This window comes from Pseudomonas sp. NCIMB 10586 (assembly GCF_023127895.1).
GTDB classification, from domain to species: Bacteria; Pseudomonadota; Gammaproteobacteria; order Pseudomonadales; family Pseudomonadaceae; genus Aquipseudomonas; species Aquipseudomonas synxantha_A.
The window spans coordinates 114,325-139,992 of record NZ_SPKQ01000037.1; the positions used below are offsets into that span (position 1 = coordinate 114,325).

Here is a 25,668-nt window from a genome sequence, read left to right on the forward strand (position 1 = left end):
ATGCCAATCAGTGGCAAACGCAATGGTGATGACGTTGTTCGATCCCGTGTTGTTGCGCAGTTTTGTCGCCGTGGTGGACTGCGGCAATTTCACCCGCGCTGCCGAGCGCCTGCATTTGACCCAGTCCACTGTCAGCCAGCAGATCCGCCGGCTGGAAGACGCCGTGGCTTGTCAGTTACTGGACCGCGACCAGCGCCGCGTGGTGGCTACCGCCGAGGGTGAGCGTCTGCTCGCGTATGCGCGCCGCATTCTCGCACTGCACGAAGAAGCCGCTGACGTGCTGATCAACCAGCAGAGCGACGGTGTGTTACGCCTTGGCGTGCCGGAGGACTTTGCCGCCGAGCGCCTGATGCCGCTGCTTTCAGCGTTTGTCGTGGCCTATCCACGGGTGCGGCTGGAAGTCACCAGCGGTCTGGGCCCTGAATTGCAGCGCCAGTACCGGAGCGGTGAGTTCGATGTGTTGCTGGTCAAGCAGATGGGCGACAGCGACGACTGTGTGGCGTCGTGGCCGGAGCCCTTGTATTGGGTCGACAGCCTGAGCACCCCGGCGCTGGGTCGCGACCCGCTGCCGCTGGTGGCTTTCCCGGTGGGCGGCTTGTACCGCAACGACATGCTTCACCATCTTGAGCGGGCCGGCTGGCGTTGGCGCATCGGCTACTCCAGCGCCAGCCTGGCCAGCGTGTGTTCAGCGGTGGCGGCAGGCTTGGGCATCAGCCTGTTGCCGGAGCGGGTGTTGCAACCGGGCCATTGCATACTCGGCCCAGAGAGTGGCCTGCCGCCTGTTCATGGTGTGCGATTGGCCCTGTATGGCCGCAGTGGTTTGGGCGCAGCGGGCCAGAGTTTGTTGGGAGAATTGCTGGCGTTGTGCAGTGGAAACCCGCACTGAGCCATACCTTTGCTGAATATTTTGTATGCCTTTAAAGCATTGAAAAACAAGGGTCTGGCGCCAGGCCCCGAGTCACGTGGCTTTGACGTCAGCGGTTGTCTCATTTATGCGTTTTTGTTCTATATATAACTTTAAAGATTACTTTAAGAGATAAGTGTCTGGCCCCGATGATTCAGCCCTCGACGGGCTGCACGCTGGCCCGTCGGTTTTTCAAAACCGTAGGGAGTGAATCAATGGGCAATGTCCAGACCGCCGCCAGTGCACCCGAGGCGCAATGGCGCCAGGCACCGAGTGGTGAGTTGGTCGACCTTGGCCGGCCGCATCGCGCGCCGTTGGGGCAATTGCGCCTGCAGAAGACCCCGAAGCGTTTTTCCAGCCGCCGCGAAGGGATTTTGCTCGGGTTGCTGGTGTTGGCGCTGCATGGCGCAGTGATCTATTGGGTGAGCCAGAAACCCACGCCGGTGCTGCCGATTGTGCCGCCGGAAATTCCGCCGATGACCATCGAATTTTCCCAGCCGGCGCCGCCGGTGGTTGAACCGCCACCGCCTGTACCGCCACCACCGCCGTCGCCTGTGGTCGAGCCACCGCCGGTGGTGGATGAGTTGGCGGCCAAGCCGGCGCCGCCCAAACCTGTTGTGAAACCCAAGCCCGCGCCGAAACCTGAGCCCAAGCCGGCCCCCAAAGCCGTCGAGCAGCCGCCTGCGCCACCGACGCCAGCCCCACCTGCTCCGCCCGCACCCGCGCCGGTGACGCCGGCTTCGGCCAACGCCGCGTACCTGAAAAACCCGGCACCGGAGTACCCGTCACTGGCTCAGCGACGCGGTTGGGAAGGCACGGTGTTGTTAAGGGTGCATGTGCTGGCCAGCGGTAAACCGGGTGAGATTCAGGTGCAGAAAAGCAGCGGGCGCCAGCAGCTCGATGACGCCGCACTGGCCGCCGTAAAGCGCTGGAGCTTCGTACCGGCCAAGCAGGGGGATGTGGCCCAGGACGGCTGGGTCAGCGTACCGATCGACTTCAAGATTCATTAATTATTCGGCCGCGGTGTGCACACGCCGCGACCTGCACAAGAGGGAAAACATCATGGCATTAGCGTCTCCACTTGAATCCATCGAAAGCGCGGTGATCTGGCTGCTGGTGATCTTTTCGGTCGCCACCTGGGGCCTGGCCTTGCTCAAGGGCGTGCAGTTCGGTCGCCTCAAGGCCCAGGATCGCAAGTTTCACAAACAGTTCTGGGCGGCATCGAGCCTCGATTCAGCCGCCGAACTCGCCGAAACCCAGCCCGGCGCCGCCGCGCGTGTGGCCCAGGCCGGCTATGCCGCAATCCAGGTGGGCGATACCCCTCACGCTGCGGATCTAAGCCAGGCGATCAATCATCAGGACCGCCTCGAACGCGCCCTGCGCCAGCAAATCGTGCGCGAGCGCCGCTCCCTGGAGACCGGCCTGGCTGTGGTCGCCAGTATCGGCAGCACCTCGCCGTTCATCGGCCTGTTTGGCACCGTGTGGGGCATCATGGAAGCCCTGAAGGGGATCAGCGCCGCCGGGTCCGCCAGCCTGGAAACCGTGGCGGGGCCGATTGGTGCGGCGCTGGTGGCGACCGGCGTGGGGATCGCCGTGGCCGTGCCTGCGGTGCTGGTCTACAACTATTTCCTGCGCCGCCTGAAGCTGACAGCGGCAGACCTGGATGACTTTGCCCACGACTTTTACAGCCTGGCGCAGAAGAACTCATTCCGCGTGCTGTTGCACCCGACACTGACCAAAGCCAGCGCCGCCAGCCCGCAAAAAGTGAAGGAGGCGTCCTGACATGGCCTTCTCCACGCAAGACAGTGATGAGGTGCTGAGCGAGATCAACGTCACGCCCCTGGTGGATGTGATGCTGGTGCTGCTGGTGGTGTTTATCGTCACCGCTCCGCTGTTGACCAACTCGATCCCGATCAACCTGCCCAAGACCCAGGCCGTGGCGCCTGTCGAGCAGAAAGACCCGCTGGTGGTGAGCATCGACGGCGCCGGCAAACTGTTTATCAACAAGGACGAAATCCAGCCGGACCTGCTGGAATTCAACCTGCAGGCGGCCAAGGCCAAGGACCCCGATGTGCGGGTGCAATTGCAGGCTGACGATGGAGTGAACTACGGCGAAGTGGCACGCGCCATGGCGTCGATTGAACGTGCGGGGATTACCAAATTATCGGTGATTACCGCACGTTAGTTTCATCCGCCGCGACACGTTTTTTAGGCCGTTTCCTTGGCAGGGTGCGGCCTTTTTTTATTTTGTGGTTACAGTGTTTATAGAGGAAAAGAATTTTCACGTATTTGAATATTTCTGGGCGTGCAATTCACAACGGTATGATTACTCTAGTCGGCGCATGGAGAAATTTAACTAATGGAGAAGTTGCATGAACGTACGCTTTCCTATTCATTCGGTAAGTGCATTTGTTAACCCACAATCAACTCCCCCTCAGCTCGAAGAAACCCCCACTGCAAGGATTTATTCGCGGCCTGATAGGCCGGGTGTGCAGCATCCGCTTCCCAAAAAATCATTAAGTCGCGCTGATTATCGAGAGAGTAAAGCGCCAAAGGCCGGGGCGCCGGTGTTGAAACCAAACCCTGAAATAGATGCTTATATCAGCACACACTCTTTTGACTACATTTCTCCCGAGAAAGAAATTTCGACGATACTCTCGGCGAAAATAAAACAACATTGGGGCGTCGACGTTGATCCTGATAAAACGTATCTGGTTACGTTTAAAGATAATGGTAAAGATGATAAAGATGTTGTGGAAAAAATAACGCTGACACAAGCGGCGTTGAAAAACAGACAAGATGTAACGATTGAGGATAATGAGGGCTGGTTTGTAAAGATTGTCAAGTATTTTTCGCCGGCAGTTTATATTTACAATAAAGTTGACGGCTGGGTGCAGGAAGCACACAGTCGACAAGCTATTTACCGAGAGCCGAGTTCCCCAGGTTCTGCGCTGTATAGTGCAGACACTCAAGTGTCCATTCCTGTTGAAGACTTCAAAGCCTTGGTCTGGGATACAGACCGAACCAAACTTTACAAGAACACCCTTGACGGGTTTTGGGACAAGCACAGTAGTTCCTATGCTTCATTGAGTAAAATATCCTTTGTTAAAGCGATCAACCTACAGCGCTTGGAAGGCACGCTTGGCCCAGTCGAGGCGGCACTCGCCCAGAGGGCGTTGGGGCCTGTTGCGCAAAAGGAATGGTCCGAGCTGACGGTTCAGGACTTTTCAGCACCTGCCGTCAAGGATCCGAACCTGGATATCGGGTTGCTGAGCATCAATGGCCTGCAGTCAACCGACTTGATGTGTGTGACCGATCGCAAAACCCAGCTGACCTTGCTTTACATCCCTGGTAACTCCTCGCCGATACATCGTTTCGATAACCCACAGCAAATGAATATCTGGCTGGCCAAGCAAGCCACTGATCCTGTGAAACTTGAATCACTGCTGACGCATTTTTCCCTCAAGGACCAGGCCCAAAAGCTGTTGGCAGACGGTGTGCGTCAATCCTTGGACGGGATGGCACATTGGTCCAATGCGCAAGTATCTGGCAACGGCTTCCTTGCAAGGATCAACGGCTGGGTGCCCGATCGCTTTATCTCGGTTGAGCCTTTGCGCAGCGACCCTTTTGAAGCGGTCAAGGTCCGGCAAAAGGCGCGGTCTTATTCGGATGCAGAAAACGCGATCGTCAGCGATGGTGACTACACCAAGAACAAAGTCTTGCAAGGTGTGGAAGAGGCCACGAAGGTTGCCATGTTCATGACGCCTCTGGCATTGGTCATGCCGGAAGTAGCGATAGGCTTGGATGTTTTTTTCATGGCAGCCGGAGCCACTCAAACAGGTATCGGTATTGATGATGCCGTCAAAGGAAAGGCCACGGGTTCTGACCGGATTGTATTTGGAGTACTGAACGCGATACCGCCCTTGGTCACCCATGCGGGGGCGCCGCTGGCGAAAGCGATGACAGAGAGAATGGCCAACGGGGGCGTTACAGCAGGGGTTGACGCCGCAGCCCAGGCGCCCACTCAAGTGGCTGAACAGGAGCGTCCATTCTTCAATCCCCCACGACGAGTCAATGGGCATATCGGCTACCCAATGGGGCCTACTACGCCTCCCGTTATCCTCGATGAGTTCACGGTCCCCATGGATGACGTGCAGCGAATGTTTTCTCAGGACTACATGGTTTTTGTCGGGCAGTACGGTACTAAAGTCACTTATGACGTTGAGGCACGCCTCTGGCGTGGGCTCAACGAAAATGGTCAAGTGAATGACGTATATTATTGGCGTAAAGGCCGAGGAAGATGGTTGGGTGGTACTAAAGCCGAAGCGATCGAAGGGAATAAAAACGCACCTCCTTCGATGATAAGTAAGACGCTTAAGTTGCCGCGGTTGCCGTCGCTGCCATCCGGCACGACAGAAGTGCCCAAAGTCATTCATTATTTTTGGGCTGGCAATGAAATGCCGGAGCATTTAATCCAGAACATTATTGAGAACGCCAGGAAAAGCCCGGGTTACAAGTCTGTCGTTCACGTGGATGCAAACAGCGGGAGTGCGTTTCAGAAAATAAAATCTGCTCTGGATCACAAAGTGGGTGGGCTGGAGGTGCATGATCTGAAAGAGGATGAAGCTTTTCGAGAGCTAACGGCAAGTAAATATGGAGAGATGTATCAGTATTTTAGATCAGGTCAAGAGCAAAATTTAGCGGCTTCATCGGATGTGATGCGCGTTGCACTGATAAAGAAGCACGGTGGAATATACCTGGATACGGATGACACGCTGACCTTCAACGTGGAGGATGTCACGCTGAAAGCCACACCAAGTGATCTATTGATGAACTCGCCCATTACTTATGAGGGAGCGGATTTCAATGGGTTCAATACAAGTAATTTCGCAAGCCATGCAGACAATCCATTATTTGACAAGATTCTGGAGGAGTCATATCAGCGGTTCAAAGCCAACGAGTCGTGGTTTAACAATAATCGTCCGTTTTTAAGAGAAGGTTCGACAGACATAGAACGGCAAGCCTATAAAGAGTACGAAACGAAAATCTTCGAGGTTACCGGGCCGAGAATGTTTGGTGATGTAGTGGCACAAGAGGAATATGGTTTCTTCCCGTTTGTTGATGACATGACTGAACTTTTGAATGCGCGTCTTCTTTTGCCCGAAGATTTCGGAAAAAAGTACACGGAAGTACGCGATTTCTATATGCCCATGAATCGTAAATTTGGGGTCGATATCGGCTCGGAGCACTCTATGCATCATTCTCGTTGAGTCGGTATAGCGGTAGCGGTCGTTGAGCATTGGGTTATCCAACTCAACATTACCGGCCCCCCGATGCCATGGTGTCGGGGGGCACAATGGTTGGGTTTTCTGGAATGTGGAAGGGAGTCGGATTCGAATAAATGATGTGATGAGTTTTTGGTTATTAATAAATTCCTTTTTATTCCTTATTTGATTGTTGGGGCGCCCCTATACTGGTCAGCAACGTTAAAAGCTGCAGGAGGGCACACCCATGCACAGCGAGTCGATTCGTTATCTGATCGTGCCGGGCTGGCAAGGATCGCCAGAAGATCATTGGCAAACCCATTGGCAGCACAGCCTGCCCAACAGCGCTCGCGTGGAGCAGGCCGATTGGCTGACGCCGCGTCGAGAGGATTGGGTAGCTGCACTGGCCGAGGCGATTGCCGCCGACAGCACACCGGTAATCCTGATTGCCCATAGCCTGGGATGCATCACCGTGGCTCATTGGGTGGCCACTGCCCCCGTGCATTTCTTGCGTCAGGTTCGCGGCGCCTTGCTGGTAGCCCCAGCCGATGTCGAGCGCGCAGCCTGTGCCCCCGCCCTGCGTAACTTCGCACCAATTCCCACCGACCTGCTGCCGTTTCCCAGCCAGGTGGTCAGCTCCGACAACGATAGCGCCGTCAGCGCGCCCCGGGCTCTGGAGTTGGCGCGTCAATGGGGGGCCGAAGCCGGCATTTTGTCCGGCGCCGGGCATATCAATGTGAAGTCCGGCCACCGCCGCTGGGAGCAGGGTTTCGCCTATCTCTATCGCCTGCAGAGCCGCCTCGAGCACCATGCTCGGCGTAGTGCCTGATATTTTTCAACGCCCCGTCCCTGAGTGGATTGGGGCGGGAGCCTGCCATGAGTTTGCATGAAACCTACGGCCAGCCTTTGCTGACCTTTCCCGATGCCGAAAAGAGCCCACTGAGCATCCGCGCCAAGGCGTTGGTGTTCGTCGACCCACGCTCACGCCAACTGCGTGAAGAATTGGAAAGCCTTGCGCCGCGCGCCTTACCCGTATTGATCCGCGGTGAAACCGGCAGTGGTAAAGAACTGCTGGCGCGACACATCCACCGTGGCAGTGACCGTACTGGCCTGTTTGTCTCGGTCAACTGTGGCGCCATCAGTCCTACCTATGCGGATGCGGAGTTGTTTGGCTATGCCGCCGGCAGCCACAGCGGCGCAGCGAGCAGTCGAGCTGGCTGGTTTGGCTCTGCCAACGGCGGCACCTTGTACCTGGATGAGATTGGTGACTTGCCACTGCCGATCCAGGTGAAATTGCTCGCGGCCCTGGAAAATCATGAGGTCACCCGCGTCGGTGCCCATCAGCCCAGCCCGGTAGACGTACGTCTGGTGGCCGCTACCAGCATCGACCTGGCCCAGGCTGTGGCCGTTGGCAAGTTTCACGAGCGCCTGTTTCATTACTTGAGCGAAGGCCGGCTGGACCTGCCGGCGTTGCGCGAGCGGGTGGGGGATATTTTGTCTCTGGCCGAGTATTTCCTCGGCATCTACAGCCAGCGCCTGGACCTGCCGGTGCCGCTTATCAGCGACGCCGCTCAACAGGTACTGGAGCGTCACACCTGGCCGGGCAATACCCGCGAACTGGAAAACGTCATTCACTTTGCCTTGCTGGTGAGCAGTGGCGATGAAATCTTGCCCGAGCATTTGAACCTGCCGGTGGCCGGCTCGCCGCTGGAGCAAGTGCGACGAATTTTTGCCAGCGCCAGTGCGACCGAGCGCGAATCGCTGCGTACCTTCCTGTATGAACAAAATGGAATATCAACGTGAATAAAAGATATTGTTCGGGAATAAAAAATCTAGGTATTGTCCTTCCTACGCCGCGATAGCATTTCGCTGGCACCTCACATAAAAAATGGTCGTTAGAAAAGGACACTGCATGAAAAAGGTTCTGTTGTTTACCGCCCTGGCGGCTGCCCTGACTGCCGGCTTCGCCCAGGCCAACGAAAAGCTGGTGGTAGCGGCCACGCCGATTCCGCACGCTGAGATCCTGGAGTTGATCAAGCCGACCCTGGCCAAGGAAGGCGTGGACCTGCAGATCAAAGTCTTCACCGATTACGTGCAGCCAAACGTGCAAGTCGCTGAGAAGCGCCTGGACGCCAACTACTTCCAGACCCTGCCGTACCTGGAAAACTTCAACAAGGGCAAGGGCACTAACCTGGTCACTGTAGTCGGTGTGCATGTTGAACCCATCGGCGGCTACTCGAAAAAGATCAAGAAAATTGAAGATCTGAAAGACGGCGCGACCGTGGCCATCCCGAACGAAGGCTCCAACAGTGGACGCGCCCTGTTGCTACTGCAGAAGAACGGGCTGATCACCCTGAAAGACCCGACCAACGCGTTGTCCACGCCAAAAGACATCAAGGACAACCCGAAAAACCTCAAATTCAAAGAGCTGGAATCGGCCCTGCTGCCACGCGTGCTGGATCAGGTTGATCTGGATGTGATCAACACCAACTACGCCCTGGAAGCCGGTCTGAACCCGGCCAAGGACGCGTTGATCATCGAAGATGCCAAATCCCCTTACGTGAACTTCCTGGTAGCGCGCCCGGACAACAAGGACAGCGACGCTATCCAGAAACTGTCCAAGGCCCTGACCAGCCCGGAAGTCAAAGCTTTCATCGAGAAGAAGTACAACGGCGCAGTCGTGCCGGCGTTCTGATGTAACTCAAAACCCCCTTCAAGGTTTCAACGCCGACGGCTACTACAGCGTCGGCGTTTTTTTGTGGGAGGGGGCTGCCCCTCCCACATTGATCGCCCTGGCGAAGGTTAGTTTTTTGGGTGATATCAATATGCTATTTCGGTATTTAAATTTTGCTTTTTATACCTTTAAAGTTCGCGCTACCCGACGTTATCCACGCCGGAACGGATTGCGCTCGCAGCATTACCCATGCGGCGATATGGACTGCACATGACCTTCGATTTCGCTTTTATCCTCAGCACCTTGCCGGCGTTCCTGCAAGCGGTGGGCGTAACCCTGCAAGTGGGCCTGATCGCCATCGGCACCTCCTTGCTGGTGGCGCTGATCAATGCAGCCTTGTTGGTGTTTCGCACGCCGTACCTGTCACGGCTGGTAGCGCTGTATGTGGAGCTGGCGCGGAACACGCCGCTGTTGATCCAACTGTTTTTCGTCTACTTCGCACTGCCGGCCCTGGGTTTGAATATCTCCGGGTTCTGGGCGGCAATCATCACCATGACCTTTCTCGGCGGCGCCTACCTCACTGAAGTGTTGCGCGCCGGTGTGGAAGCGGTGCCGCTGGCGCAGATCGAGTCGGGCAAGTCCATTGGCCTGTCCGACTGGCAGCTGCTGCGCCATGTGATTCTGCCCCAGGCCGGCATCCTCAGCCTGCCGGCGCTGTTCGCCAATTTCATCTTTCTGCTCAAGGAAACCACGGTGGTTTCCGCGGTGGCGGTGCCGGAGATTCTCTACACCACCAAGAGCTACATCGCCCTCTACTACAAGACCTACGAGATGCTCGCCGTGCTGACGCTGATTTGCGTGCTGCTGTTTTTGCCGTTGTCGTTGCTGCTCAGCCGTTTGGAAAGGAGGCTCCAGCATGGCCAGTTCGGGTCTTGAGTTGCTGTGGGTGTCGTTGCCACAACTGGGCAAAGGCGCTGCGCAAACCCTGTCGATTTCGTTTTTGAGCATCGCTTTCAGTACGGTCGGCGGCGTGCTGTATGGCGTGCTGCGCACCTTGAATAACAAGGTGATCAACGGTGTGCTGCGCATCTACCTGGAGCTGTTCCGGGCGATTCCGGTGCTGGTGTGGTTGTACCTGCTGTTTTTCGGCCTGCCGATTTTCTTTGGTGTGAGCCTGCCGAGCTTCTGGTGCGCGGTGCTGGTGTTGTCGCTATGGGGCGCCAGCGAAGTCGGCGAGGTGGTGCGCGGTGCATTGCATTCGCTGCCGCGTGGCCAGCGTGAAGCGGGCTTGTCGATTGGCCTGTCCGACCCGCAGTTGTACGGCTACGTGCTGCTGCCCCAGGCCCTTAAACGCATGACGCCGCCGACCATCAACGTCTACACGCGCATCATCAAGACCAGTTCCCTTGCGGTGCTGATTGGCGTGGTGGATGTGATTAAGGTCGGCCAGCAAATCATCGAGCGTACCTACGAGTCGGTATTGATCTACGGCGCGCTGTTCCTGTTTTTCTTCTTTATCTGCTACCCGTTGTCGGCCGCCTCCAAGGTGCTGGAACGGCGCTGGGCCCACGCATGAGCGCATTGATCGAGTTCCAGGGTTTCAACAAATTCTTTGGCCAGGCGCAGGTACTCAAGGGCATCGACTTGAGCGTGCAAAGCGGCGAAGTGGTGGTGATCCTCGGCCCCAGCGGCTGTGGCAAAAGCACTTTGCTGCGCTGCCTCAATGGGCTGGAAGTCGCGCACAGCGGCAGCCTGCGGTTTGCAGGCGTTGAGCTGCTGGATAAAAACACCGACTGGCGCCAGGTGCGCCAGGACATCGGCATGGTGTTCCAGAGCTACCACCTGTTCCCGCACATGAGCGTGCTCGACAACATCCTGCTCGGCCCGCTGAAAGTGCAAAAGCGTGACCCCCGCGAGGCTCGTGAGCAGGCGCAAAAACTGCTGGAGCGCGTGGGCCTGGCCGACAAGCGCGACGCGTTCCCGCGCCAGCTCTCCGGCGGCCAGCAGCAACGCATCGCCATCGTGCGTTCGTTGTGCATGAACCCCCAGGTCATGCTCTTTGATGAGGTCACGGCGGCCCTTGACCCGGAGATGGTCAAGGAAGTGCTGGAAGTGATCCAGGGCCTGGCCCGCGATGGCATGACCCTGCTGATCGTCACCCACGAAATGGCCTTCGCCCGCGCCGTCGCTGACCGCGTGGTGTTCATGGAGGCCGGTCGCATCCTCGAACACAACACCCCCGAGGCATTCTTTACGAACCCGCAGACCGCACGCGCGCAGCAGTTCCTGGAGAAGTTCTCCTTCGTTTCAACACTGCCCAAAAAGATCAAGGAACTGGAGCTGATATGAAAAAGTTACTGCTGCCACTGTTTGCCGTCGCCGTGCTGGCCGGCTGCGATAAAAAGGCCGAAGAGCCGGTAAAACCCGCGGCTGTCAGCTACATCGACAAAATAAAAGCGCGGGACAAGCTGATCGTTGGCGTCTTCACCGACAAGCCACCGTTTGGCTTTGTCGACGAGGCTGGCCGCTACGTCGGCTTCGATACTGACATTGGCCGTCAATTCGCCAAGGACCTGTTGGGCGACGAAAACAAGGTGGAGTTTGTCGCCGTTGAGCCCGCCAGCCGCATTCCGTTCCTGCAAAGCGACAAGGTCGACCTGATTCTCGCCAACATGACGGTGACGCCCGAGCGCAAGGAAGCGGTGGACTTTACCAACCCCAACCTGAAAGTCGCGGTGCAGGCCCTTGTACCGAATGACAGCACGGTAAAAAGCCTGGATGACCTGGCCACTCGCACCACCATTGTCACCACCGGCACCACCGCCGACATCTGGCTGACCAAAAACCACCCGGACTGGAAGCTGCTCAAGTTCGAGAAAAACTCCGAGTCGCTGCAAGCGCTGTCGGCCGGGCGTGGCGATGCATATGCCCAGGACAACCTGGTGCTGTTCAGCTGGGCCAAGCAGAACCCGGGCTACCGTGTGCTGGAAGAAAAGCTGGGTGATGAAGCACCGATTGCTCCGGCGGTGAAGAAGGGCAATACCGAACTGCGCGACTGGGTGAATGCCGAGCTGGCGAAGCTGGGCGAGGAGAAGTTTCTGCTCAAGCTCTATGACCAATATGTGCGCAAAGAACTGAGCGATGACACCAAGCCTGAAAGTGTGATTGTTGAAGGCGGGAAGTGGCAGGGCTGATATAGCTATCGCAGGCAAGCCAGCTCCCACATTTGAATGTACTCACAGGTCAAAATGTGGGAGGGGGCTTGCTCCCGATGAGGCCGGTACAGTCACCACCTACTCCGGCCAATGCCAGGCCGGCCCATCCAGAATCCCTTGCCCCACGATCCGCGTTTCCCCCAACACCTTCTCCAGCACAATCGAATTGCACCCCTCATCCTGCTGCAACGCCGCAATCAAGCGGCTGGCATGGGACACCACCCACACCTGGCACTGCTTCGACGCTTCGATAATCAGGCGCGCCAAGGCGGGCAGCAGGTCCGGGTGCAGGCTGGTCTCCGGTTCGTTCAGCACCATCATGGTCGGCGGGCGTGGCGTCAGCAGCGCTGCGATCAGCAGCAGGTAGCGCAAGGTGCCGTCCGACAGCTCCGCCGCCGACAACGGCCGCAGCAAGCCTTCCTGATAGAACTCAATGGCAAAGCGTCCGCCTTGCAACGGTTCAATGTTCAGGCGCGCCCCCGGGAATGCATCGCTTACGGCACGTTGCAGCGCCTCGGGGTCGCCGATCTCGCGGATAGTCTGCAACGCGGCCGCCAAATCGCGGCCATCGTGGTGCAACACCGGCGTACGCGTACCCAACTGGGGCTGGCGCACTGGCGCGTCCACGTCGCTGCGAAAGTGATCATAAAAGCGCCAGCCACGAATGCTTTCACGCAACAGCAGCACTTCCGGCGAGCCGCGCAGGCTGCCGACCTGATCGAACAGGCTGTGGTAGTTGGGTGTGTGCTGCGCCAGTACATCCCAGGCACGGCCTTCGCGGGCACGCACCATGGCACCTGAGCGCTGCACCAACAGGCTGGCCGGGCGGTAGACGTGGCCGGCCCAGATGCATTCCTTCTTTACCTGCGGGTCGAGGCTGAAAAACGACTCGCAGGGCTCCGGCAATCCCAGGGAAATGGCGTAGCTGAAATCTTCGGCGGCAAACCCCAGGCGCAGGCGTTTGACGCCTTGGCGCACATTGGATTCGATCGGTACTTCACCAGTGCGCATACGCCGGCTGATGGTTTCCGGCCCGGCCCAGAAGGTCGAATCCAGCCCGCCTTCACGGGCCAGGGCATTGATCACTCCGCCCTGGGCGGTTTCTGCCAGCAGGCGCAGGGCCCGGTACAGGTTGGACTTGCCGCTGCCATTGGGCCCGGTGATCAGGTTCAAGCGGTCCAGCGGCACTACCAATTTGTTGATCGAGCGGTAATTGGCCACCGCGAGGGTTTTCAGCATATGCATTTAATCGGCTGGGGAACCATTGGAGTATGGGATCCTCCATGCAGATAAGGAACCCTGTTCTAAGCTCACAGTCGCATACACACTTGTACGTGAGCATCACGCAAAAGGAGCCTGCATGGGCGGTCGCGCTTCGACATTAATTTTCAGCCTTGGCCTCCTGGCGCTGCTGAGCGGCTGTGGCCAAGACAAAGCCGAGCCCAAGCAGCATTCACGGGTATTTGTGCAAACCGTGCAGCCGGCGGATTTTGCCGCGGCGGTCACGCTGACGGGCGATATCCAGGCGCGGGTGCAGACCGATTTGTCCTTTCGCGTGGGTGGCAAGATCATTCAGCGCATGGTGGACGTGGGCGACCGAGTAACGGCCAAGCAAGTACTGGCCAAGCTTGACCCCAAGGACCTGCAAACCAACGTCGATTCCGCCCAGGCCCAGGTTGTGGCCGAACAGGCGCGGGTCAAGCAGACCGCCGCCGCCTTCGTGCGCCAGGAAAAACTCTTACCCAAGGGCTACACCAGTCGCAGCGAATACGACGCCGCCCAGGCCGCGTTGCGCAGCAGCCAAAGTGCCCTGGCCGCCGCGCAGGCGCAATTGGCCAACGCCCGTGAGCAACTTGGCTACACGGCGCTGGTCGCCGATGCACCGGGGATCATCACGGCGCGCCAGGCCGAAGTCGGCCAAGTGGTACAAGCCACCGTACCGATCTTCAGCCTGGCCCGTGATGGCGAACGTGACGCGGTGTTCAACGTGTATGAATCCCTGCTGGTGGAGCCGCCGCCGGATGCGCCGATTACCGTCAGCCTGCTGGACAACCCGAGCATCAAAGCCGTGGGCAAGGTGCGGGAAGTGACCCCGGCAGTGGCGGCCAATACCGGCACCATACAAGTGAAGATCGCCCTGCAAAACCTGCCTAAAGGCATGGAGCTGGGTTCGGTGGTGAGCGCCACCGCCAACGGCCCGGCCAAGGCCAGCATCGAATTACCCTGGGCGGCCTTGACCAAAGACCTCAGCGAGCCTGCCGTATGGCTGGTGGATGCCGACGGCAAGGCGCAGCTGCACAAGGTCAAGGTGGCGCGTTACCTCACCGGCAAGGTGATTATTGGCGAGGGCCTTGAAGGCGGCGAAAAAGTCGTAGTGGCCGGTGGGCAATTGCTGCACCCCGGCATGGTAGTCGAGATCGCCCAGCAAGGAGCCCAGCCATGAAGCAACTGACGGTTATCGTCGCCGCCAGCCTGTTGCTGATGGCTTGCTCCAAGGAAGAGGCGCCGCCTGAACCTGTGCGCCCGGTGTTGTCCATGCAAGTGAAGGCTGAAGATCAGGAAAACCTCGGCCGCTTCGCCGGCACTATCCAGGCCCGCTACGAAAGCAACCTGGGTTTCCGGGTGTCGGGCCGCATCGCCCGTCGCGCCGTCGACGTGGGCGCCGAGGTGGAGAAGGGGGCCTTGCTTGCCGTGCTCGACCCCACCGACCAGCAGAACCAACTGCGTGCCGCCCAGGGCGACCTCGCCCGCGTGCAGGCACAGTTTATCAATGCCCAGGCCAATGCCCGTCGCCAGCAGGAGCTGTTCAACCGGGGCGTCGGCGCCCAGGCTCAGTTGGATGTGGCGCAGACTGACCTGAAAACCACCCAGGCCACCCTTGATCAGGCCCGCGCCTCGGTCAATCAAGCCAAGGACCAGCTCAATTACGCCGAACTGCACACTGACCACGCCGGTATCGTCACCGCCTGGAATGCCGAGGCTGGCCAGGTAGTCAGCGCGGGGCAGCAGGTGGTGACCCTGGCTCGCCCGGACATCAAGGAGGCGGTGATCGACCTGCCTGCCGGCCTGGCCGAGCGCCTGCCGACGGATGTGGTGTTTCTGGTCGCCGGGCAACTGGACCCCAGCGTGCATACCACCGCCATCGTGCGCGAGATCGAACCCCAGGCCCAAAGTGCCACGCGCACCCGCCGCGCACGTCTGAGCCTGACCGACACTCCCGCCGCGTTCCGCCTGGGCACCGCCATCAGCGTGACCTTGAGCAGCGCCATTACGCCGCGTATCGAATTGCCCTTGAGCGCCTTGCAGGACGTCGACGGCAAGACGCGCATCTGGCTGCTTGATACCCAGAGCCAGACCGTGCAGCCACGCGACGTCAGTGTGGTCAGCCGGGATGCTGACAGCGCCTTGGTCAATGGCGGCATCAAAGCCGGTGAACGCATCGTCACCGCCGGCGTGAACAGCCTGAAACCCGGGCAAAAAGTCAAAATCGACGAGGACAGCCCGCGATGAAAGGGAGCTTCAACTTATCCGACTGGGCACTCAAGCATCAGTCCTTCGTCTGGTACCTGATGTTCGTCGCGCTACTGATGGGCGTGTTCTCGTATATGAACCTGGGCCGCGAAGAAGACCCCTCGTTCACCATCAAGACCATGGTGATCCAGACCCGCTGGCCGGGCGCTACCCAGGAGGAAACCCTCAAGCAGGTCACCGATCGCATCGAGAAAAAACTCGAAGAGCTCGACTCCCTCGACTACGTGAAAAGTTATACGCGACCGGGTGAGTCCACGGTGTTCGTGTTCCTCAAGGACACCACCAGCGCCAAGGCCATTCCGGAGATCTGGTACCAGGTTCGCAAGAAGATCGATGATATTCGCGGCACCTTCCCCCAGGGGCTGCAGGGGCCGTCGTTCAACGATGAGTTCGGTGATGTGTTCGGCTCGGTGTACGCCTTTACTGGCGACGGCTTGTCGATGCGCCAGTTGCGCGACTACGTGGAGCAGGTGCGCGCCGAAATCCGCTCGGTGCCGGGGCTGGGCAAGGTCGAGATGATCGGCCAGCAGGACGAAGTGATCTACTTGAACTTCTCCACGCGCAAACTGGCGGCATTGGGCATTGATCAACGTCAGGTCGTGCAAAGCCTGCAATCGCAGAATGCGGTAACGCCCGCCGGGGTGATCGAGGCCGGGCCGGAGCGGATTTCGGTGCGCACCTCCGGGCAGTTCGCTTCGGAGAAAGACCTGGCCAACGTCAACCTGCGCCTCAATGACCGCTTCTATCGGCTGGCGGATATCGCTGACATCAGTCGCGGTTACGTCGACCCGGCAAGGCCGATGTTCCGCTTCAATGGCAAGCCGGCGATTGGCTTGGCGATCGCCATGCAAAAGGGCGGCAATATCCAGTCGTTCGGCAAGGCGCTGCACGGGCGCATGGATGAGCTGACTGCCGACCTGCCGGTGGGCGTCGGTGTGCACAAGGTGTCTGATCAGGCCGAAGTGGTGGAAGAGGCCGTCGGCGGCTTTACCAGCGCGTTGTTCGAAGCCGTGATCATCGTGCTGGTGGTGAGCTTTATCAGCCTCGGTATGCGCGCCGGGCTGGTGGTGGCGTGCTCGATTCCGTTGGTGCTGGCGCTGGTGTTCGTGTTTATGGAATACAGCGGCATCACCATGCAGCGGGTATCGTTGGGCGCCTTGATCATTGCTCTCGGCCTGTTGGTGGATGATGCGATGATCACCGTGGAGATGATGATCACGCGCCTGGAAAAAGGCGAAACCAAGGAGCAGGCCGCCACCTACGCCTACACCTCAACAGCGTTCCCGATGCTCACCGGTACGCTGGTGACCGTGGCGGGTTTCGTGCCGATTGGCCTCAATGCCAGTTCGGCGGGCGAGTACACCTTTACCCTGTTCGCGGTGATCGCCGTGGCGATGTTGGTGTCGTGGGTCGTGGCGGTGCTGTTTGCGCCGGTGATCGGCGTGCATATCCTCAGCGCCAATGTGAAGCCGCATAACGCCGAACCTGGGCGTATTGGTCGCGCGTTCAATGGCGGTATGCTCTGGGCCATGCGCAACCGCTGGTGGGCCATCGGTATCACCGTGGCGCTGTTTGCGGCCTCGGTGTTTTCCATGCAGTTTGTGCAGAACCAGTTTTTCCCGTCATCGGATCGCCCGGAAATCCTGGTTGATCTGAACCTGCCGCAAAACGCCTCGATCAACGAGACGCGCAAGGCGGTTGACCGCCTCGAAGCGATCATCAAGGACGACCCGGACATTTCTCGCTGGAGCACCTACATCGGCCAGGGCGCGATCCGTTTTTACCTGCCGCTGGACCAACAACTGGAGAACCCGTACTACGCGCAGTTGGTGATCGTCAGCAAGGGCCTGGAGGAGCGCAGCGCCTTGATTGCGCGATTGCAGAAACGCCTGCGCGATGATTTTGTCGGTATCGGCAGCTATGTGCAGCCGCTGGAAATGGGCCCGCCGGTCGGGCGGCCGATTCAGTACCGCGTCTCCGGTAAAGACACCGACCAGGTGCGCAAGCACGCCATCGAACTGGCGACCTTGCTGGACCAGAACACCCACTTGGGCGAGATCATCTACGACTGGAACGAGCCGGGCAAAGTGCTACGCGTCGACATCGCCCAGGACAAGGCGCGGCAACTGGGGCTGTCGTCGGAAGACGTGGCGCAGTTGATGAACAGCGTGGTCAGCGGCGCGGCGGTGACCCAGGTGCACGACGATATCTACCTGATCAATGTGGTCGGTCGCGCCGAAGATGCCGAGCGCGGTACGCCGGAAACCTTGCAGAACCTGCAGATCGTTACGCCCAACGGCACCTCGATCCCGTTGCTCGCGTTTGCCACGGTGCGTTACGAGTTGGAGCAGCCGCTGGTGTGGCGTCGTGACCGCAAGCCGACGATTACCATCAAGGCCGCGGTGCGCGATGAGATGCAGCCGACCGACCTGGTCAAGCAACTGGCGCCGACCATCCAGAAATTCAGTGACGGCCTGCCGGTGGGCTACAAAGTCGCCACCGGCGGCACCGTGGAAGAAAGCGGCAAGGCCCAGGGCCCGATTGCCAGTGTGGTGCCGTTGATGCTGTTCCTGATGGCCACGTTCCTGATGATCCAGTTGCACAGCGTGCAGAAAATGTTCCTGGTGGCCAGCGTTGCACCGCTGGGGCTGATCGGCGTGGTGCTGGCGTTGATCCCCACCGGTACGCCGATGGGGTTTGTGGCGATCCTGGGGATCCTGGCGCTGATCGGCATCATCATCCGCAACTCGGTGATCCTGGTCACACAGATTCATGAGTATGAAGTGGCGGGCTATACGCCGTGGGATGCGGTGGTGGAAGCGACCGAACACCGGCGTCGGCCGATTCTGCTTACGGCGGCAGCGGCGAGCCTGGGCATGATCCCGATTGCCCGGGAAGTGTTCTGGGGGCCGATGGCCTACGCGATGATTGGCGGGATTATCATCGCCACGTTGCTGACGCTTTTGTTCCTGCCGGCGCTGTATGTGGCCTGGTACAAAATCCGCGAACCCAAACAAGAGCATCAGGAACAGCGCGGTTAAAAATGTGGGAGGGGGCTTGCTCCCGATGGCGATGGTTCAGTCAGTGCATCTGTATCTGGCCCATCGCCATCGGGAGCAAGCCCCCTCCCACATTTGGATCTTCATCTCGCTTGAGGCTGTGGGAAGCTTCCGAAAGATCCACTTGTTGCCCCGGCCACTGTCTGCATGTTTTACCCTCTCGACCTAACTTCTCCGTCCAGGTCGATTCCCATGCAGTGCCTGCGCCTCATCTTTGTGCTCTGTGCGCTTGTTCTTGCGCCCTCAGTCTTTGCCTCCACCATGCTGGAAAACGCCCTGTGGCGCGTTGACCTCGACCCTGCAACCCTGGCGCTGCGTGTCACGCCAGCGGGGGAGGCCCCGGTACAAGCCTCCAGCGGTGTCGCCGTGCACGCTGTCAGTGCGTTGCAAGCTGATGCCGCACAGGTCTCCTGGCAATGGGACAGCGGCGCCTATCGCCTGACGGCCCGGCTTGAACAGCGCGAACTGTCCCTGTCTATCAGCGCCCGCGAGCCGGGTGAATTGGCCCTGCTGCGCCAGCCGGCCACGGCCATGGGCCAGGCGCTGATCTGGCCGTTGGCTGAAGGGCATTATGTGCCCTTTGATAACCCCGTGTGGAAGGCGTTCCTGCTTGAGCACGGCGAAGTCAATACCACCCAGGACCTGAGCTTGCCCTTGTGGGGCCTGGATCACGGGCGCTTCACGCTTAACTGGCTGCTGACCAACCCTTACAACAATCGCCTTGAATGGCAAGCGGACGGCCAGGGTCTGGCGCTGTCAGCGGCCCATGAATTCACCACCCTTGCCCCCGACGTACCGATGACGCTGCGCCTGTACCTGGGCGATGCAGACCCATTGGCCGGGGCCAAGCATTATCGCCAATGGTTGGTGGAGCAGGGCCGTTACGAGCCGCTGGCGGACAAGCTGCGGCAAACCCCCGAGGCGGTGAAATTGCTCGGCGCCAGTCACGTTTACCTCTGGGGCAACGGCTTGCTGACGCTGGATGATGTCCGTGATTGGCCAACGTTGATCAAACGGCTGCGCACCCATGAGCTTGGCAGGCTGCTGGACAAAGAGTCTGCGAAGGTGCTCGCACAGACAACCGCATTGAATCGTTATGAGCAAACCGTGTTGCTGCGCGGCCTCAATGCGGCCATCAACCAGAAGGCCCGGCAAGCCTGGCAAGTGGAAGAGCCCGACATGAGTCGCCTTGCCACTCGCTACGGCGAGTTGCGTAGCGAGCTGGCCGTGGATTTCGCCTCAGCCTTGAGTGATCGCCCCGAAACCTGGGGGCATTCGACTATCCAAGCCTTGCGTGACGCGGGGCTCTCGCGTCTGCTGTTGACCCTGGGTGATGGCTGGGAAGGCGGGCTCTGGCATCCCGAAGCGATTCGCGCAGGCGTGGATGCCGGGTATCTGATGGCGCCTTACGATTCGTATGAAACGGCGCTGTCGGCCAGCGAAAATCCGGATTGGGCCACTGCCCACCTGGGCGGCAAGGCGTACCGTGACTGCGCAATCATATTGAAGAACGGCCAGCCGAAAGCCGGTTTCCAACAATCCGGCCACTACACGGACCCGCGCTGTGTGCGACCGTTGCTGGAAGCACGGGTAAAGGCGGTGCAGGCCGCAGCCGGATTCAATGCCTGGTTCCTCGATGCGTACGCCACCAGCATGATCTTTGACAGCTACCGCGACGGCGCCTCCATGAGTCAGGTGCAGAATGCCCAGGGCAATATCGACGCCTCGCGCTGGATCAACACTTCGCTAAAACTGCCCGCAGGTTCCGAAGACGGCAACGCCGTCACCGCTCAGGGCATTATGTTTGCCCATGGTATGCAAACTCCGGTGATCGGCTGGGGTGACCGGGACATGACCCGCGACCGGCAGTCGCCCTATTACGTCGGCAACTGGTACCCGGCGGAGCAGCCGGCGGTGTTCTTCAAGCCTGTGCCGTTGAAAGCGTCGCTGCGCACGGTGTATTTCGACCCGACGATGCGGCTGCCGTTGTATCAGGCGGTGTTCCATGGCTCGGTAATCACCACTCATCACTGGCTGTTCGACAACCTCAAGCTGAGCAATGTACGGGCTGAAAATGAACTGGCCCAACTGCTCTACAACGTACCGCCGCTGTATCACCTGAGCGCGACGACACTCAAGGACAGGCTGCCGGTGATTCAGCGCCAGGACCGGTTCTTTCGGCCGCTGCATCAACGGTTGGGGACTCAGGCAATGACTGAGTTTCGCTGGCTGACAGCGGACAAACTGTTGCAGCAAACCACCTTCGCCGATGGGACGCGGTTGGTGGCGAATTTTTCGGACGCGCAGAAAGATGGGTATGCCGGGCGCAGTGTGACGGCGCTGGTGGAGGGGGAGAAGCCGGTGGTGTATCAGGTGAAATAACGCTGCCTGTTACGGCGCCATCGCGGGCAAGCCCGGCTCCCACAGTGAAATGCATTCCGAATGTGGGAGCTGGCTTGCCTGCGATGAGGTCGGTACAGGCGATGCGGCACTAAATTTTACGCCACACACTCGCCAACCAAGGCTGCTGTTCCCGCGGCAACCCGGCCGGCCGGTAGTAGTGCTCCAGCTCTTCAAATCCGGCCTCGGTCAGCAAGCCCCGCCACGCCTCCAGGTCGTGATAAGAGCCATACCGCGGCCCATTCCAACCCTCCTGGTTTTCACCTCGAGGGTTGGAGCTGAACAGCACGCCTCCAGGCTTCAACGTGCCATGCAGCTGCTTGAGAACCCGCGGCAATTCCTGCTTGGGAATATGAAACAGCACCGCATTGGCAAACACGCCATCGAAGCGCTCGGGTGGCAGGTCCAGCTTGAGAAAATCCTGTTGCAATACCTCACAGCCGCTGTCGTCCCGCGCCATCTGCGCAAACCGCTCGGAGCCATCCAGCCCCACGGCGATATGCCCCATGCGCGTAAAAGTCTGCAAATCCCGCCCCGGCCCGCAGCCGAAATCCAGCACGGTAAACGGCGCCGAGCCCTGGATATGTCGCAACAGCGCGTCGATGTTCTGGCTCACATCGTGATCACGGGTGCCTTCACGGAAGTCTTCGGCGACTTTGTTGTAATGGCCGAGGGTGGTGGAGGTGATCTGGTTGAGGTCGTCGGGGGCGAGTTTCATGGTGTGGCGCACCGCTGCGGTTGAGGTCGTTGGACTATACCTCAGGCTCACCCTTGAGTTGAAAGACGTGTATCTGGTGTAGGGCGGTTCATTGTGTGCGTGTAGGGAGAATCCGACAGACCGCCCCGCAGGATTCTGGGTAAGATTCGGCCCTCATTCAAAGAGGGTTGTACATTCATGGAAGAAGAAAAACGTTCACGTGAGGGTCAGAAATTCACTGCAAACAAGGTGGACCAATACGCCACGAAACTCAGCAGCGGCCTGTTCTGGCTCAATGAACGCGCCTGGCCGCTGACGGTGGGGATCCTGTCGGTGGCAGGCTTGTATTTGTACCAGTACATCCAGGTGGAAAAAGTACCCCTGAGCATTCTGTCGGCCGCGGCGTTCACCGCATTGCCGGCCATGTTCGCCATGTTGGTATTCGTCATCGGCATGATGGGCGCGTCGATCCTGATCCCTACATTCATCTTGTTCAAACGCCTTAACGACACGGGCGTGCGCCTTAGTGATCAGCTGAATCTCAGTCCGCTTTCCCCTCAGTTGACGGCCCAGCACCGGCGTTTATTGTTGCACTGGGCTGCCAGCCTGGTCGTCATGGCCATCTTCTGGATGTGCGCCGTGTACCTGTCGGTGAACGCCGAAAGTGGGCCTTTGCTGACTGTCAGTTGGATTGTGGCGATCGTGGTGGCGGTACTCGCCTATGTCGGCATCATCATGCGCGCACGCCCTGCTCAGGTTGGATTGCGTGACATATCCGGCGAGTTCTGGCTGGCCAGTGTGGGTGCTGGCGCGGTTCAAATGCTGGTAATCCTGATGGTAACCGTGCCGGTCTCCCGCGCCTTCCTTGAGTATTCCGACAGCGCTGTGCTCTTTGCACCGTTCATGTTTGCCGAGGTGGTCGTGCTGTTCCTGGTCCAGGGCTGTGGGGCCTGCCTTGTGGTGTACATGCGCGATCACAAGAACCCGGTTGCCTTCGCATCACTGGCAGCCTTTGCACTCATCGTCTTCCTCGGGCTGATCCCGGCAAGCGGGTCGAAGCTGGGTGGGTTGCCATTGCAAGGCTCCGCCTCCGGAGGGCGCGTGTGTACGCTGATGACCTGGTCGGACGACGCCAAGGTTCTTCGCGGGCTGGTAGACGCCGACAACCCGCAGCGCAGTGTAAAACTGCGGGTAATGGCAGACTCGGACGGCAGCTACATCGTGCGCCCCTGGCAGGCCAAGGAAAAAACCGTCAGCTTCGTACCCCATGCCAGCGTCGCGCAGTTGGACGAATGCCCGTGAGTTCAGCGCTTGTTCAATACCCGCGCCAAGCGATCCCCACTCAGTTGAATTACCGCCACCAGCACCACCAACAACACAATCACCGTGAGCATGATCTGCGAATCAAATCGCTGATAGCCATAGCGGTAGGCAATGTCGCCCAGGCCACCGGCACCGATCGCACCGGCCATGGCCGATGAGTTGATCATGGTGACCAGGGTGATGGTGAACCCGCCGACGATCCCCGGCAGGGCTTCCGGCAGCAGCACATGCCAGATGATGTGCCAGCGCCGGCAACCCATGGCCTGAGCCGCTTCGATCAGGCCGTGGTCGACCTCGCGCAGGCTGACTTCGGCAATGCGCGCAAAGAACGGTGTGGCGGCGATGGTCAGCGGCACCACGGCCGCCCATACACCGTAGGTGGTGCCGACGATCAGCCGAGTGAACGGGATCAACGCCACCATCAGGATCAGGAACGGAATGGAGCGGAACAGATTGACGAACGCCCCCAGCACGCGGTTAAGCGTCGGCGCCTGGTAGATGCCGCCCTTGTCGCTGGTAACCAGCAATACCGCCAGCGGGATACCGACCAGCAAGGCGATCAGCGACGACACACCGACCATCAACAAGGTGTCGATAGCGCCCTGTACTAAACGATCAAACCACATAGCCCAGCACCTCCACCCGTTGTGCCCAATTGCCGGCGCGGTTACGCAGCTCTTCGGCATTGTGCGGCGACCCATTCACCGCCAGCAGTAATTGCCCCAGAGCGTGCCCCTGGATCCGCTCCACACCGCCTTGCAGCAAACGCACGCGGCCGCCGAGGGCGCTGAACAGTGCGGCCAGGTCCGGCTCATCGGTATCGCTGCCGGTGAACTGCAAGCGCAGCACCAGCGCCGCATCAGCCGAGGTTTGTGTCGGTTGTAGGCGGGCTTGCAATTCGGGCGGCAGGCCGTGTTGCAGCGGTGCGAGCAGGGTCTTGCTGACCTCATGCTGCGGGTTGCCGAACACTTGCCACACCGGGCCTTGCTCGACGATGCGCCCGTGTTCCAGCACCACCACGCGGTCGCAGATTTCGCGGATCACCGCCATCTCATGGGTGATCAATACGATGGTCAGGCCCAGGCGTTGGTTGATCTCACGCAGCAGGCCGAGGATCGACTGGGTGGTCTCCGGATCGAGGGCCGAGGTGGCCTCGTCGCACAGCAGAATCTCGGGGTCGTGCACCAGCGCGCGGGCGATGCCGACGCGCTGTTTCTGCCCTCCGGAAAGCTGCGCCGGATACGCCTTGTGCTTGTCTTGCAGACCTACCAGCTCCAGCAGTTCATGCACCTTACGCACGCGTTGTGCCTGGTTCACGCCGGCGACCTTGAGAGGCAGTTCGACGTTTTGCCACACGGTCTTGGCCGACATCAGGTTGAAGTGCTGGAAGATCATGCCGATGCGCCGGCGCAGCGCTACCAGGTGGTCTTCATCGAAGCCGCCGATGTCCACCTGATCGATCAGTACGCGCCCGCTGCTGGGTTGTTCCAGGCGGTTGATGGTGCGGATCAGCGACGACTTGCCGGCGCCGCTGCGGCCGATGATGCCGAACACTTCGCCACGCTGGATCGCCAGGTCGATGCCTTGCAGGGCGTGCACGGTGCCGCCATAGGTTTTGCCCAGGTTGATAAAACGCACGTGGGCGCGATTGAGGTCCGGGTGCAGTTCAGTTTGCTCGGCGTCCCTGGGCGCATGGCCCAGGTCGCGCAGTTGGGCGTTGGCGGCGGTCATTTTTTATCTTCCCAGCCGACTTGGTAGAGCTTGCCCAGGGATTTATTCAATGCGGCACGTACCACCGGCGAGTGCTGGTAGATGTCGACGAACTTGATCACTCGTGGGTCGGTCTTGCTCTTGGGCTGAATCACGAACTGAATCACGTACTCCGGGTGGTCGAGGCCATCGAACAGCAGCGCCGATTGCGCATCGAAGGTCTTGGACAGGCGGATATACGCCGGGTAGCCCTGCACCAGGTCGGCGTCGTCGTAGGCGCGTACCAGTTGCACGGCTTCCACCTGCAGGATCTTGAGCTTTTTGGGGTTGCTGACGATGTCTTCTTCGGTGGCCTTGTAGCCCACGCCCGGCTTGAGGGTAATCAACCCGGCCTTGGCCAGCAGTTGCAGGCCGCGCCCGCTGTTGATCGGGTCGTTGGCAATGGCCACGCTGGCGCCTTCGGGCAGGTCGTTGAAGCTTTTGTATTGCTTCGAATACAGGCCGACGTTGTTGATGATGCCCGGTGCGTAAGACACCAGGTCGAACCCGGCGGCGGCCTTGGCGTTTTCCAGGAAGGGAATGTGCTGGAAGTAGTTCACGTCGATATCGCCGGCGGCGAGGCTGACGTTGGGGGCGATCCAGTCGCTGAACTCGACCAGTTCGACTTTCAGGCCCTGTTTGCCGGCCTCTTCAACGGCCGCTTCCAGCGCAATGGCGAAGGCGGCGGTGGTGCCGATTTTCAGGGGAGGGTCGGCGGCGAAGACCGCTGTGCTGAATAACCCGAAGGCCAGGGCCAGTGCTTTGACTGGGTGGGTGAGCAGTGTTTTTTTCATAATCAATTTCCAGTCATAAGGTATAGGCACAAACAATGGAGATCCAATGTGGGAGGGA

22 protein-coding genes are annotated in these 25,668 nt (G+C 59.4%); 17 read left to right on the forward strand and 5 right to left on the reverse strand.

The window, feature by feature from the left end; translation table 11 throughout:
- Nucleotides 1-22 precede the first annotated feature (22 nt).
- The 12 genes from E4P01_RS13765 (at nt 23) to E4P01_RS13820 (ending at nt 12,036) form a co-directional block, all read left to right on the forward strand.
- Nucleotides 23-886 carry a LysR substrate-binding domain-containing protein gene (locus E4P01_RS13765; protein WP_078820013.1) on the forward strand — a complete coding sequence of 288 codons (864 nt, stop codon included), beginning with the start codon at nt 23-25 and terminating at the stop codon, nt 884-886.
- Nucleotides 887-1,119: 233 nt separating this feature from the next.
- The gene (locus tag E4P01_RS13770; RefSeq protein WP_216090583.1) at nt 1,120-1,914 is read left to right on the forward strand and encodes an energy transducer TonB; all 795 of its coding nucleotides are present in this window, start codon (nt 1,120-1,122) and stop codon (nt 1,912-1,914) included.
- A gap of 49 nt (nt 1,915-1,963) precedes the next feature.
- Nucleotides 1,964-2,686, forward strand: a complete 723-nt coding sequence (locus tag E4P01_RS13775) for a MotA/TolQ/ExbB proton channel family protein (RefSeq protein WP_103734064.1) — start codon at nt 1,964-1,966, stop codon at nt 2,684-2,686.
- 1 nt (nt 2,687) lies between these two features.
- Complete coding sequence (locus E4P01_RS13780; RefSeq protein WP_034125467.1) at nt 2,688-3,089, forward strand: biopolymer transporter ExbD; 402 nt, start codon at nt 2,688-2,690, stop codon at nt 3,087-3,089.
- A 187-nt stretch (nt 3,090-3,276) separates the two neighbouring features.
- A complete protein-coding gene (locus tag E4P01_RS13785; protein ID WP_248130073.1) occupies nt 3,277-6,174 on the forward strand; it encodes a DUF6543 domain-containing protein in 2,898 nt (965 codons plus the stop codon).
- A gap of 241 nt (nt 6,175-6,415) precedes the next feature.
- Entirely contained in the window at nt 6,416-6,997 is a 582-nt protein-coding gene (locus tag E4P01_RS13790; RefSeq protein ID WP_216090585.1) for an alpha/beta hydrolase, read from the forward strand.
- Nucleotides 6,998-7,044: 47 nt separating this feature from the next.
- Nucleotides 7,045-7,971, forward strand: coding sequence for a sigma 54-interacting transcriptional regulator (locus E4P01_RS13795; RefSeq protein ID WP_032878439.1), 927 nt, complete (start codon nt 7,045-7,047; stop codon nt 7,969-7,971).
- A gap of 109 nt (nt 7,972-8,080) precedes the next feature.
- On the forward strand, nt 8,081-8,863 hold the full coding sequence (locus E4P01_RS13800) for a MetQ/NlpA family ABC transporter substrate-binding protein (RefSeq protein WP_032878438.1): 783 nt from the start codon (nt 8,081-8,083) through the stop codon (nt 8,861-8,863).
- Between the two features lie 249 nt (nt 8,864-9,112).
- Complete coding sequence (locus E4P01_RS13805; RefSeq protein ID WP_005783759.1) at nt 9,113-9,778, forward strand: amino acid ABC transporter permease; 666 nt, start codon at nt 9,113-9,115, stop codon at nt 9,776-9,778.
- Nucleotides 9,759-10,418: an amino acid ABC transporter permease gene (locus E4P01_RS13810; protein ID WP_078820016.1), complete on the forward strand. Its 660-nt coding sequence runs from the start codon at nt 9,759-9,761 to the stop codon at nt 10,416-10,418. Before E4P01_RS13805 ends, E4P01_RS13810 begins: the two co-directional genes overlap by 20 nt.
- The gene (locus E4P01_RS13815; protein WP_005783763.1) at nt 10,415-11,191 is read left to right on the forward strand and encodes an amino acid ABC transporter ATP-binding protein; all 777 of its coding nucleotides are present in this window, start codon (nt 10,415-10,417) and stop codon (nt 11,189-11,191) included. The genes E4P01_RS13810 and E4P01_RS13815 overlap by 4 nt, the downstream gene beginning before the upstream one ends.
- A complete protein-coding gene (locus tag E4P01_RS13820) occupies nt 11,188-12,036 on the forward strand; it encodes a transporter substrate-binding domain-containing protein (protein WP_078820017.1) in 849 nt (282 codons plus the stop codon). Before E4P01_RS13815 ends, E4P01_RS13820 begins: the two co-directional genes overlap by 4 nt.
- Nucleotides 12,037-12,135: 99 nt before the next feature.
- On the opposite strand, the gene E4P01_RS13825 is transcribed toward E4P01_RS13820, so the two are convergent.
- A complete protein-coding gene (locus E4P01_RS13825) occupies nt 12,136-13,296 on the reverse strand; it encodes an AAA family ATPase (RefSeq protein WP_216090586.1) in 1,161 nt (386 codons plus the stop codon).
- 121 nt (nt 13,297-13,417) lie between these two features.
- Between E4P01_RS13825 and E4P01_RS13830 the strand changes: the two genes are divergently transcribed.
- The 4 genes from E4P01_RS13830 to E4P01_RS13845 all read left to right on the forward strand — a co-directional run bounded on the left by E4P01_RS13830 (nt 13,418) and on the right by E4P01_RS13845 (nt 21,029).
- Nucleotides 13,418-14,500 (forward strand): efflux RND transporter periplasmic adaptor subunit, encoded by a 1,083-nt coding sequence (locus tag E4P01_RS13830; RefSeq protein ID WP_216090587.1) that lies wholly within the window; start codon nt 13,418-13,420, stop codon nt 14,498-14,500.
- Complete coding sequence (locus E4P01_RS13835; protein ID WP_032878432.1) at nt 14,497-15,567, forward strand: efflux RND transporter periplasmic adaptor subunit; 1,071 nt, start codon at nt 14,497-14,499, stop codon at nt 15,565-15,567. The genes E4P01_RS13830 and E4P01_RS13835 overlap by 4 nt, the downstream gene beginning before the upstream one ends.
- The gene (locus E4P01_RS13840; RefSeq protein ID WP_032878431.1) at nt 15,564-18,629 is read left to right on the forward strand and encodes an efflux RND transporter permease subunit; all 3,066 of its coding nucleotides are present in this window, start codon (nt 15,564-15,566) and stop codon (nt 18,627-18,629) included. The genes E4P01_RS13835 and E4P01_RS13840 overlap by 4 nt, the downstream gene beginning before the upstream one ends.
- Nucleotides 18,630-18,839: 210 nt before the next feature.
- Nucleotides 18,840-21,029, forward strand: coding sequence for a glycoside hydrolase (locus tag E4P01_RS13845; RefSeq protein WP_216090588.1), 2,190 nt, complete (start codon nt 18,840-18,842; stop codon nt 21,027-21,029).
- Between the two features lie 109 nt (nt 21,030-21,138).
- Here E4P01_RS13845 and E4P01_RS13850 read toward each other — a convergent pair whose 3' ends face one another.
- Nucleotides 21,139-21,765, reverse strand: a complete 627-nt coding sequence (locus E4P01_RS13850; protein WP_032878428.1) for a class I SAM-dependent methyltransferase — start codon at nt 21,763-21,765, stop codon at nt 21,139-21,141.
- A gap of 177 nt (nt 21,766-21,942) precedes the next feature.
- Between E4P01_RS13850 and E4P01_RS13855 the strand changes: the two genes are divergently transcribed.
- The gene (locus E4P01_RS13855) at nt 21,943-23,046 is read left to right on the forward strand and encodes a hypothetical protein (RefSeq protein ID WP_216090589.1); all 1,104 of its coding nucleotides are present in this window, start codon (nt 21,943-21,945) and stop codon (nt 23,044-23,046) included.
- 2 nt (nt 23,047-23,048) lie between these two features.
- Here E4P01_RS13855 and E4P01_RS13860 read toward each other — a convergent pair whose 3' ends face one another.
- From E4P01_RS13860 to E4P01_RS13870, 3 genes are read right to left on the reverse strand one after another with little or no spacing between them, the layout of a single operon-like run.
- Nucleotides 23,049-23,693, reverse strand: coding sequence for a methionine ABC transporter permease (locus E4P01_RS13860; protein ID WP_032878426.1), 645 nt, complete (start codon nt 23,691-23,693; stop codon nt 23,049-23,051).
- On the reverse strand, nt 23,683-24,798 hold the full coding sequence (locus E4P01_RS13865) for an ATP-binding cassette domain-containing protein (protein WP_216090590.1): 1,116 nt from the start codon (nt 24,796-24,798) through the stop codon (nt 23,683-23,685). The genes E4P01_RS13860 and E4P01_RS13865 overlap by 11 nt, the downstream gene beginning before the upstream one ends.
- Entirely contained in the window at nt 24,795-25,610 is an 816-nt protein-coding gene (locus E4P01_RS13870) for a MetQ/NlpA family ABC transporter substrate-binding protein (RefSeq protein WP_216090591.1), read from the reverse strand. Before E4P01_RS13870 ends, E4P01_RS13865 begins: the two co-directional genes overlap by 4 nt.
- Between the last annotated feature and the right edge of the window lie 58 nt (nt 25,611-25,668).

What these genes read in the sequence shown, in the direction of transcription:
- E4P01_RS13870 (WP_216090591.1), bottom strand. Translation starts at nt 25,610, where the DNA reads ATGAAAAAAACACTGCTCACCCACCCAGTCAAAGCACTGGCCCTGGCC.
- E4P01_RS13865 (WP_216090590.1), bottom strand. Translation starts at nt 24,798, where the DNA reads ATGACCGCCGCCAACGCCCAACTGCGCGACCTGGGCCATGCGCCCAGG.
- E4P01_RS13810 (WP_078820016.1), top strand. Translation starts at nt 9,759, where the DNA reads ATGGCCAGTTCGGGTCTTGAGTTGCTGTGGGTGTCGTTGCCACAACTG.
- E4P01_RS13765 (WP_078820013.1), top strand. Translation starts at nt 23, where the DNA reads ATGGTGATGACGTTGTTCGATCCCGTGTTGTTGCGCAGTTTTGTCGCC.
- E4P01_RS13770 (WP_216090583.1), top strand. Translation starts at nt 1,120, where the DNA reads ATGGGCAATGTCCAGACCGCCGCCAGTGCACCCGAGGCGCAATGGCGC.
- E4P01_RS13790 (WP_216090585.1), top strand. Translation starts at nt 6,416, where the DNA reads ATGCACAGCGAGTCGATTCGTTATCTGATCGTGCCGGGCTGGCAAGGA.
- E4P01_RS13780 (WP_034125467.1), top strand. Translation starts at nt 2,688, where the DNA reads ATGGCCTTCTCCACGCAAGACAGTGATGAGGTGCTGAGCGAGATCAAC.
- E4P01_RS13805 (WP_005783759.1), top strand. Translation starts at nt 9,113, where the DNA reads ATGACCTTCGATTTCGCTTTTATCCTCAGCACCTTGCCGGCGTTCCTG.
- E4P01_RS13855 (WP_216090589.1), top strand. Translation starts at nt 21,943, where the DNA reads ATGGAAGAAGAAAAACGTTCACGTGAGGGTCAGAAATTCACTGCAAAC.
- E4P01_RS13860 (WP_032878426.1), bottom strand. Translation starts at nt 23,693, where the DNA reads ATGTGGTTTGATCGTTTAGTACAGGGCGCTATCGACACCTTGTTGATG.
- E4P01_RS13845 (WP_216090588.1), top strand. Translation starts at nt 18,840, where the DNA reads ATGCAGTGCCTGCGCCTCATCTTTGTGCTCTGTGCGCTTGTTCTTGCG.
- E4P01_RS13795 (WP_032878439.1), top strand. Translation starts at nt 7,045, where the DNA reads ATGAGTTTGCATGAAACCTACGGCCAGCCTTTGCTGACCTTTCCCGAT.
- E4P01_RS13785 (WP_248130073.1), top strand. Translation starts at nt 3,277, where the DNA reads ATGAACGTACGCTTTCCTATTCATTCGGTAAGTGCATTTGTTAACCCA.
- E4P01_RS13830 (WP_216090587.1), top strand. Translation starts at nt 13,418, where the DNA reads ATGGGCGGTCGCGCTTCGACATTAATTTTCAGCCTTGGCCTCCTGGCG.
- E4P01_RS13840 (WP_032878431.1), top strand. Translation starts at nt 15,564, where the DNA reads ATGAAAGGGAGCTTCAACTTATCCGACTGGGCACTCAAGCATCAGTCC.
- E4P01_RS13800 (WP_032878438.1), top strand. Translation starts at nt 8,081, where the DNA reads ATGAAAAAGGTTCTGTTGTTTACCGCCCTGGCGGCTGCCCTGACTGCC.
- E4P01_RS13815 (WP_005783763.1), top strand. Translation starts at nt 10,415, where the DNA reads ATGAGCGCATTGATCGAGTTCCAGGGTTTCAACAAATTCTTTGGCCAG.
- E4P01_RS13825 (WP_216090586.1), bottom strand. Translation starts at nt 13,296, where the DNA reads ATGCTGAAAACCCTCGCGGTGGCCAATTACCGCTCGATCAACAAATTG.
- E4P01_RS13850 (WP_032878428.1), bottom strand. Translation starts at nt 21,765, where the DNA reads ATGAAACTCGCCCCCGACGACCTCAACCAGATCACCTCCACCACCCTC.
- E4P01_RS13835 (WP_032878432.1), top strand. Translation starts at nt 14,497, where the DNA reads ATGAAGCAACTGACGGTTATCGTCGCCGCCAGCCTGTTGCTGATGGCT.
- E4P01_RS13820 (WP_078820017.1), top strand. Translation starts at nt 11,188, where the DNA reads ATGAAAAAGTTACTGCTGCCACTGTTTGCCGTCGCCGTGCTGGCCGGC.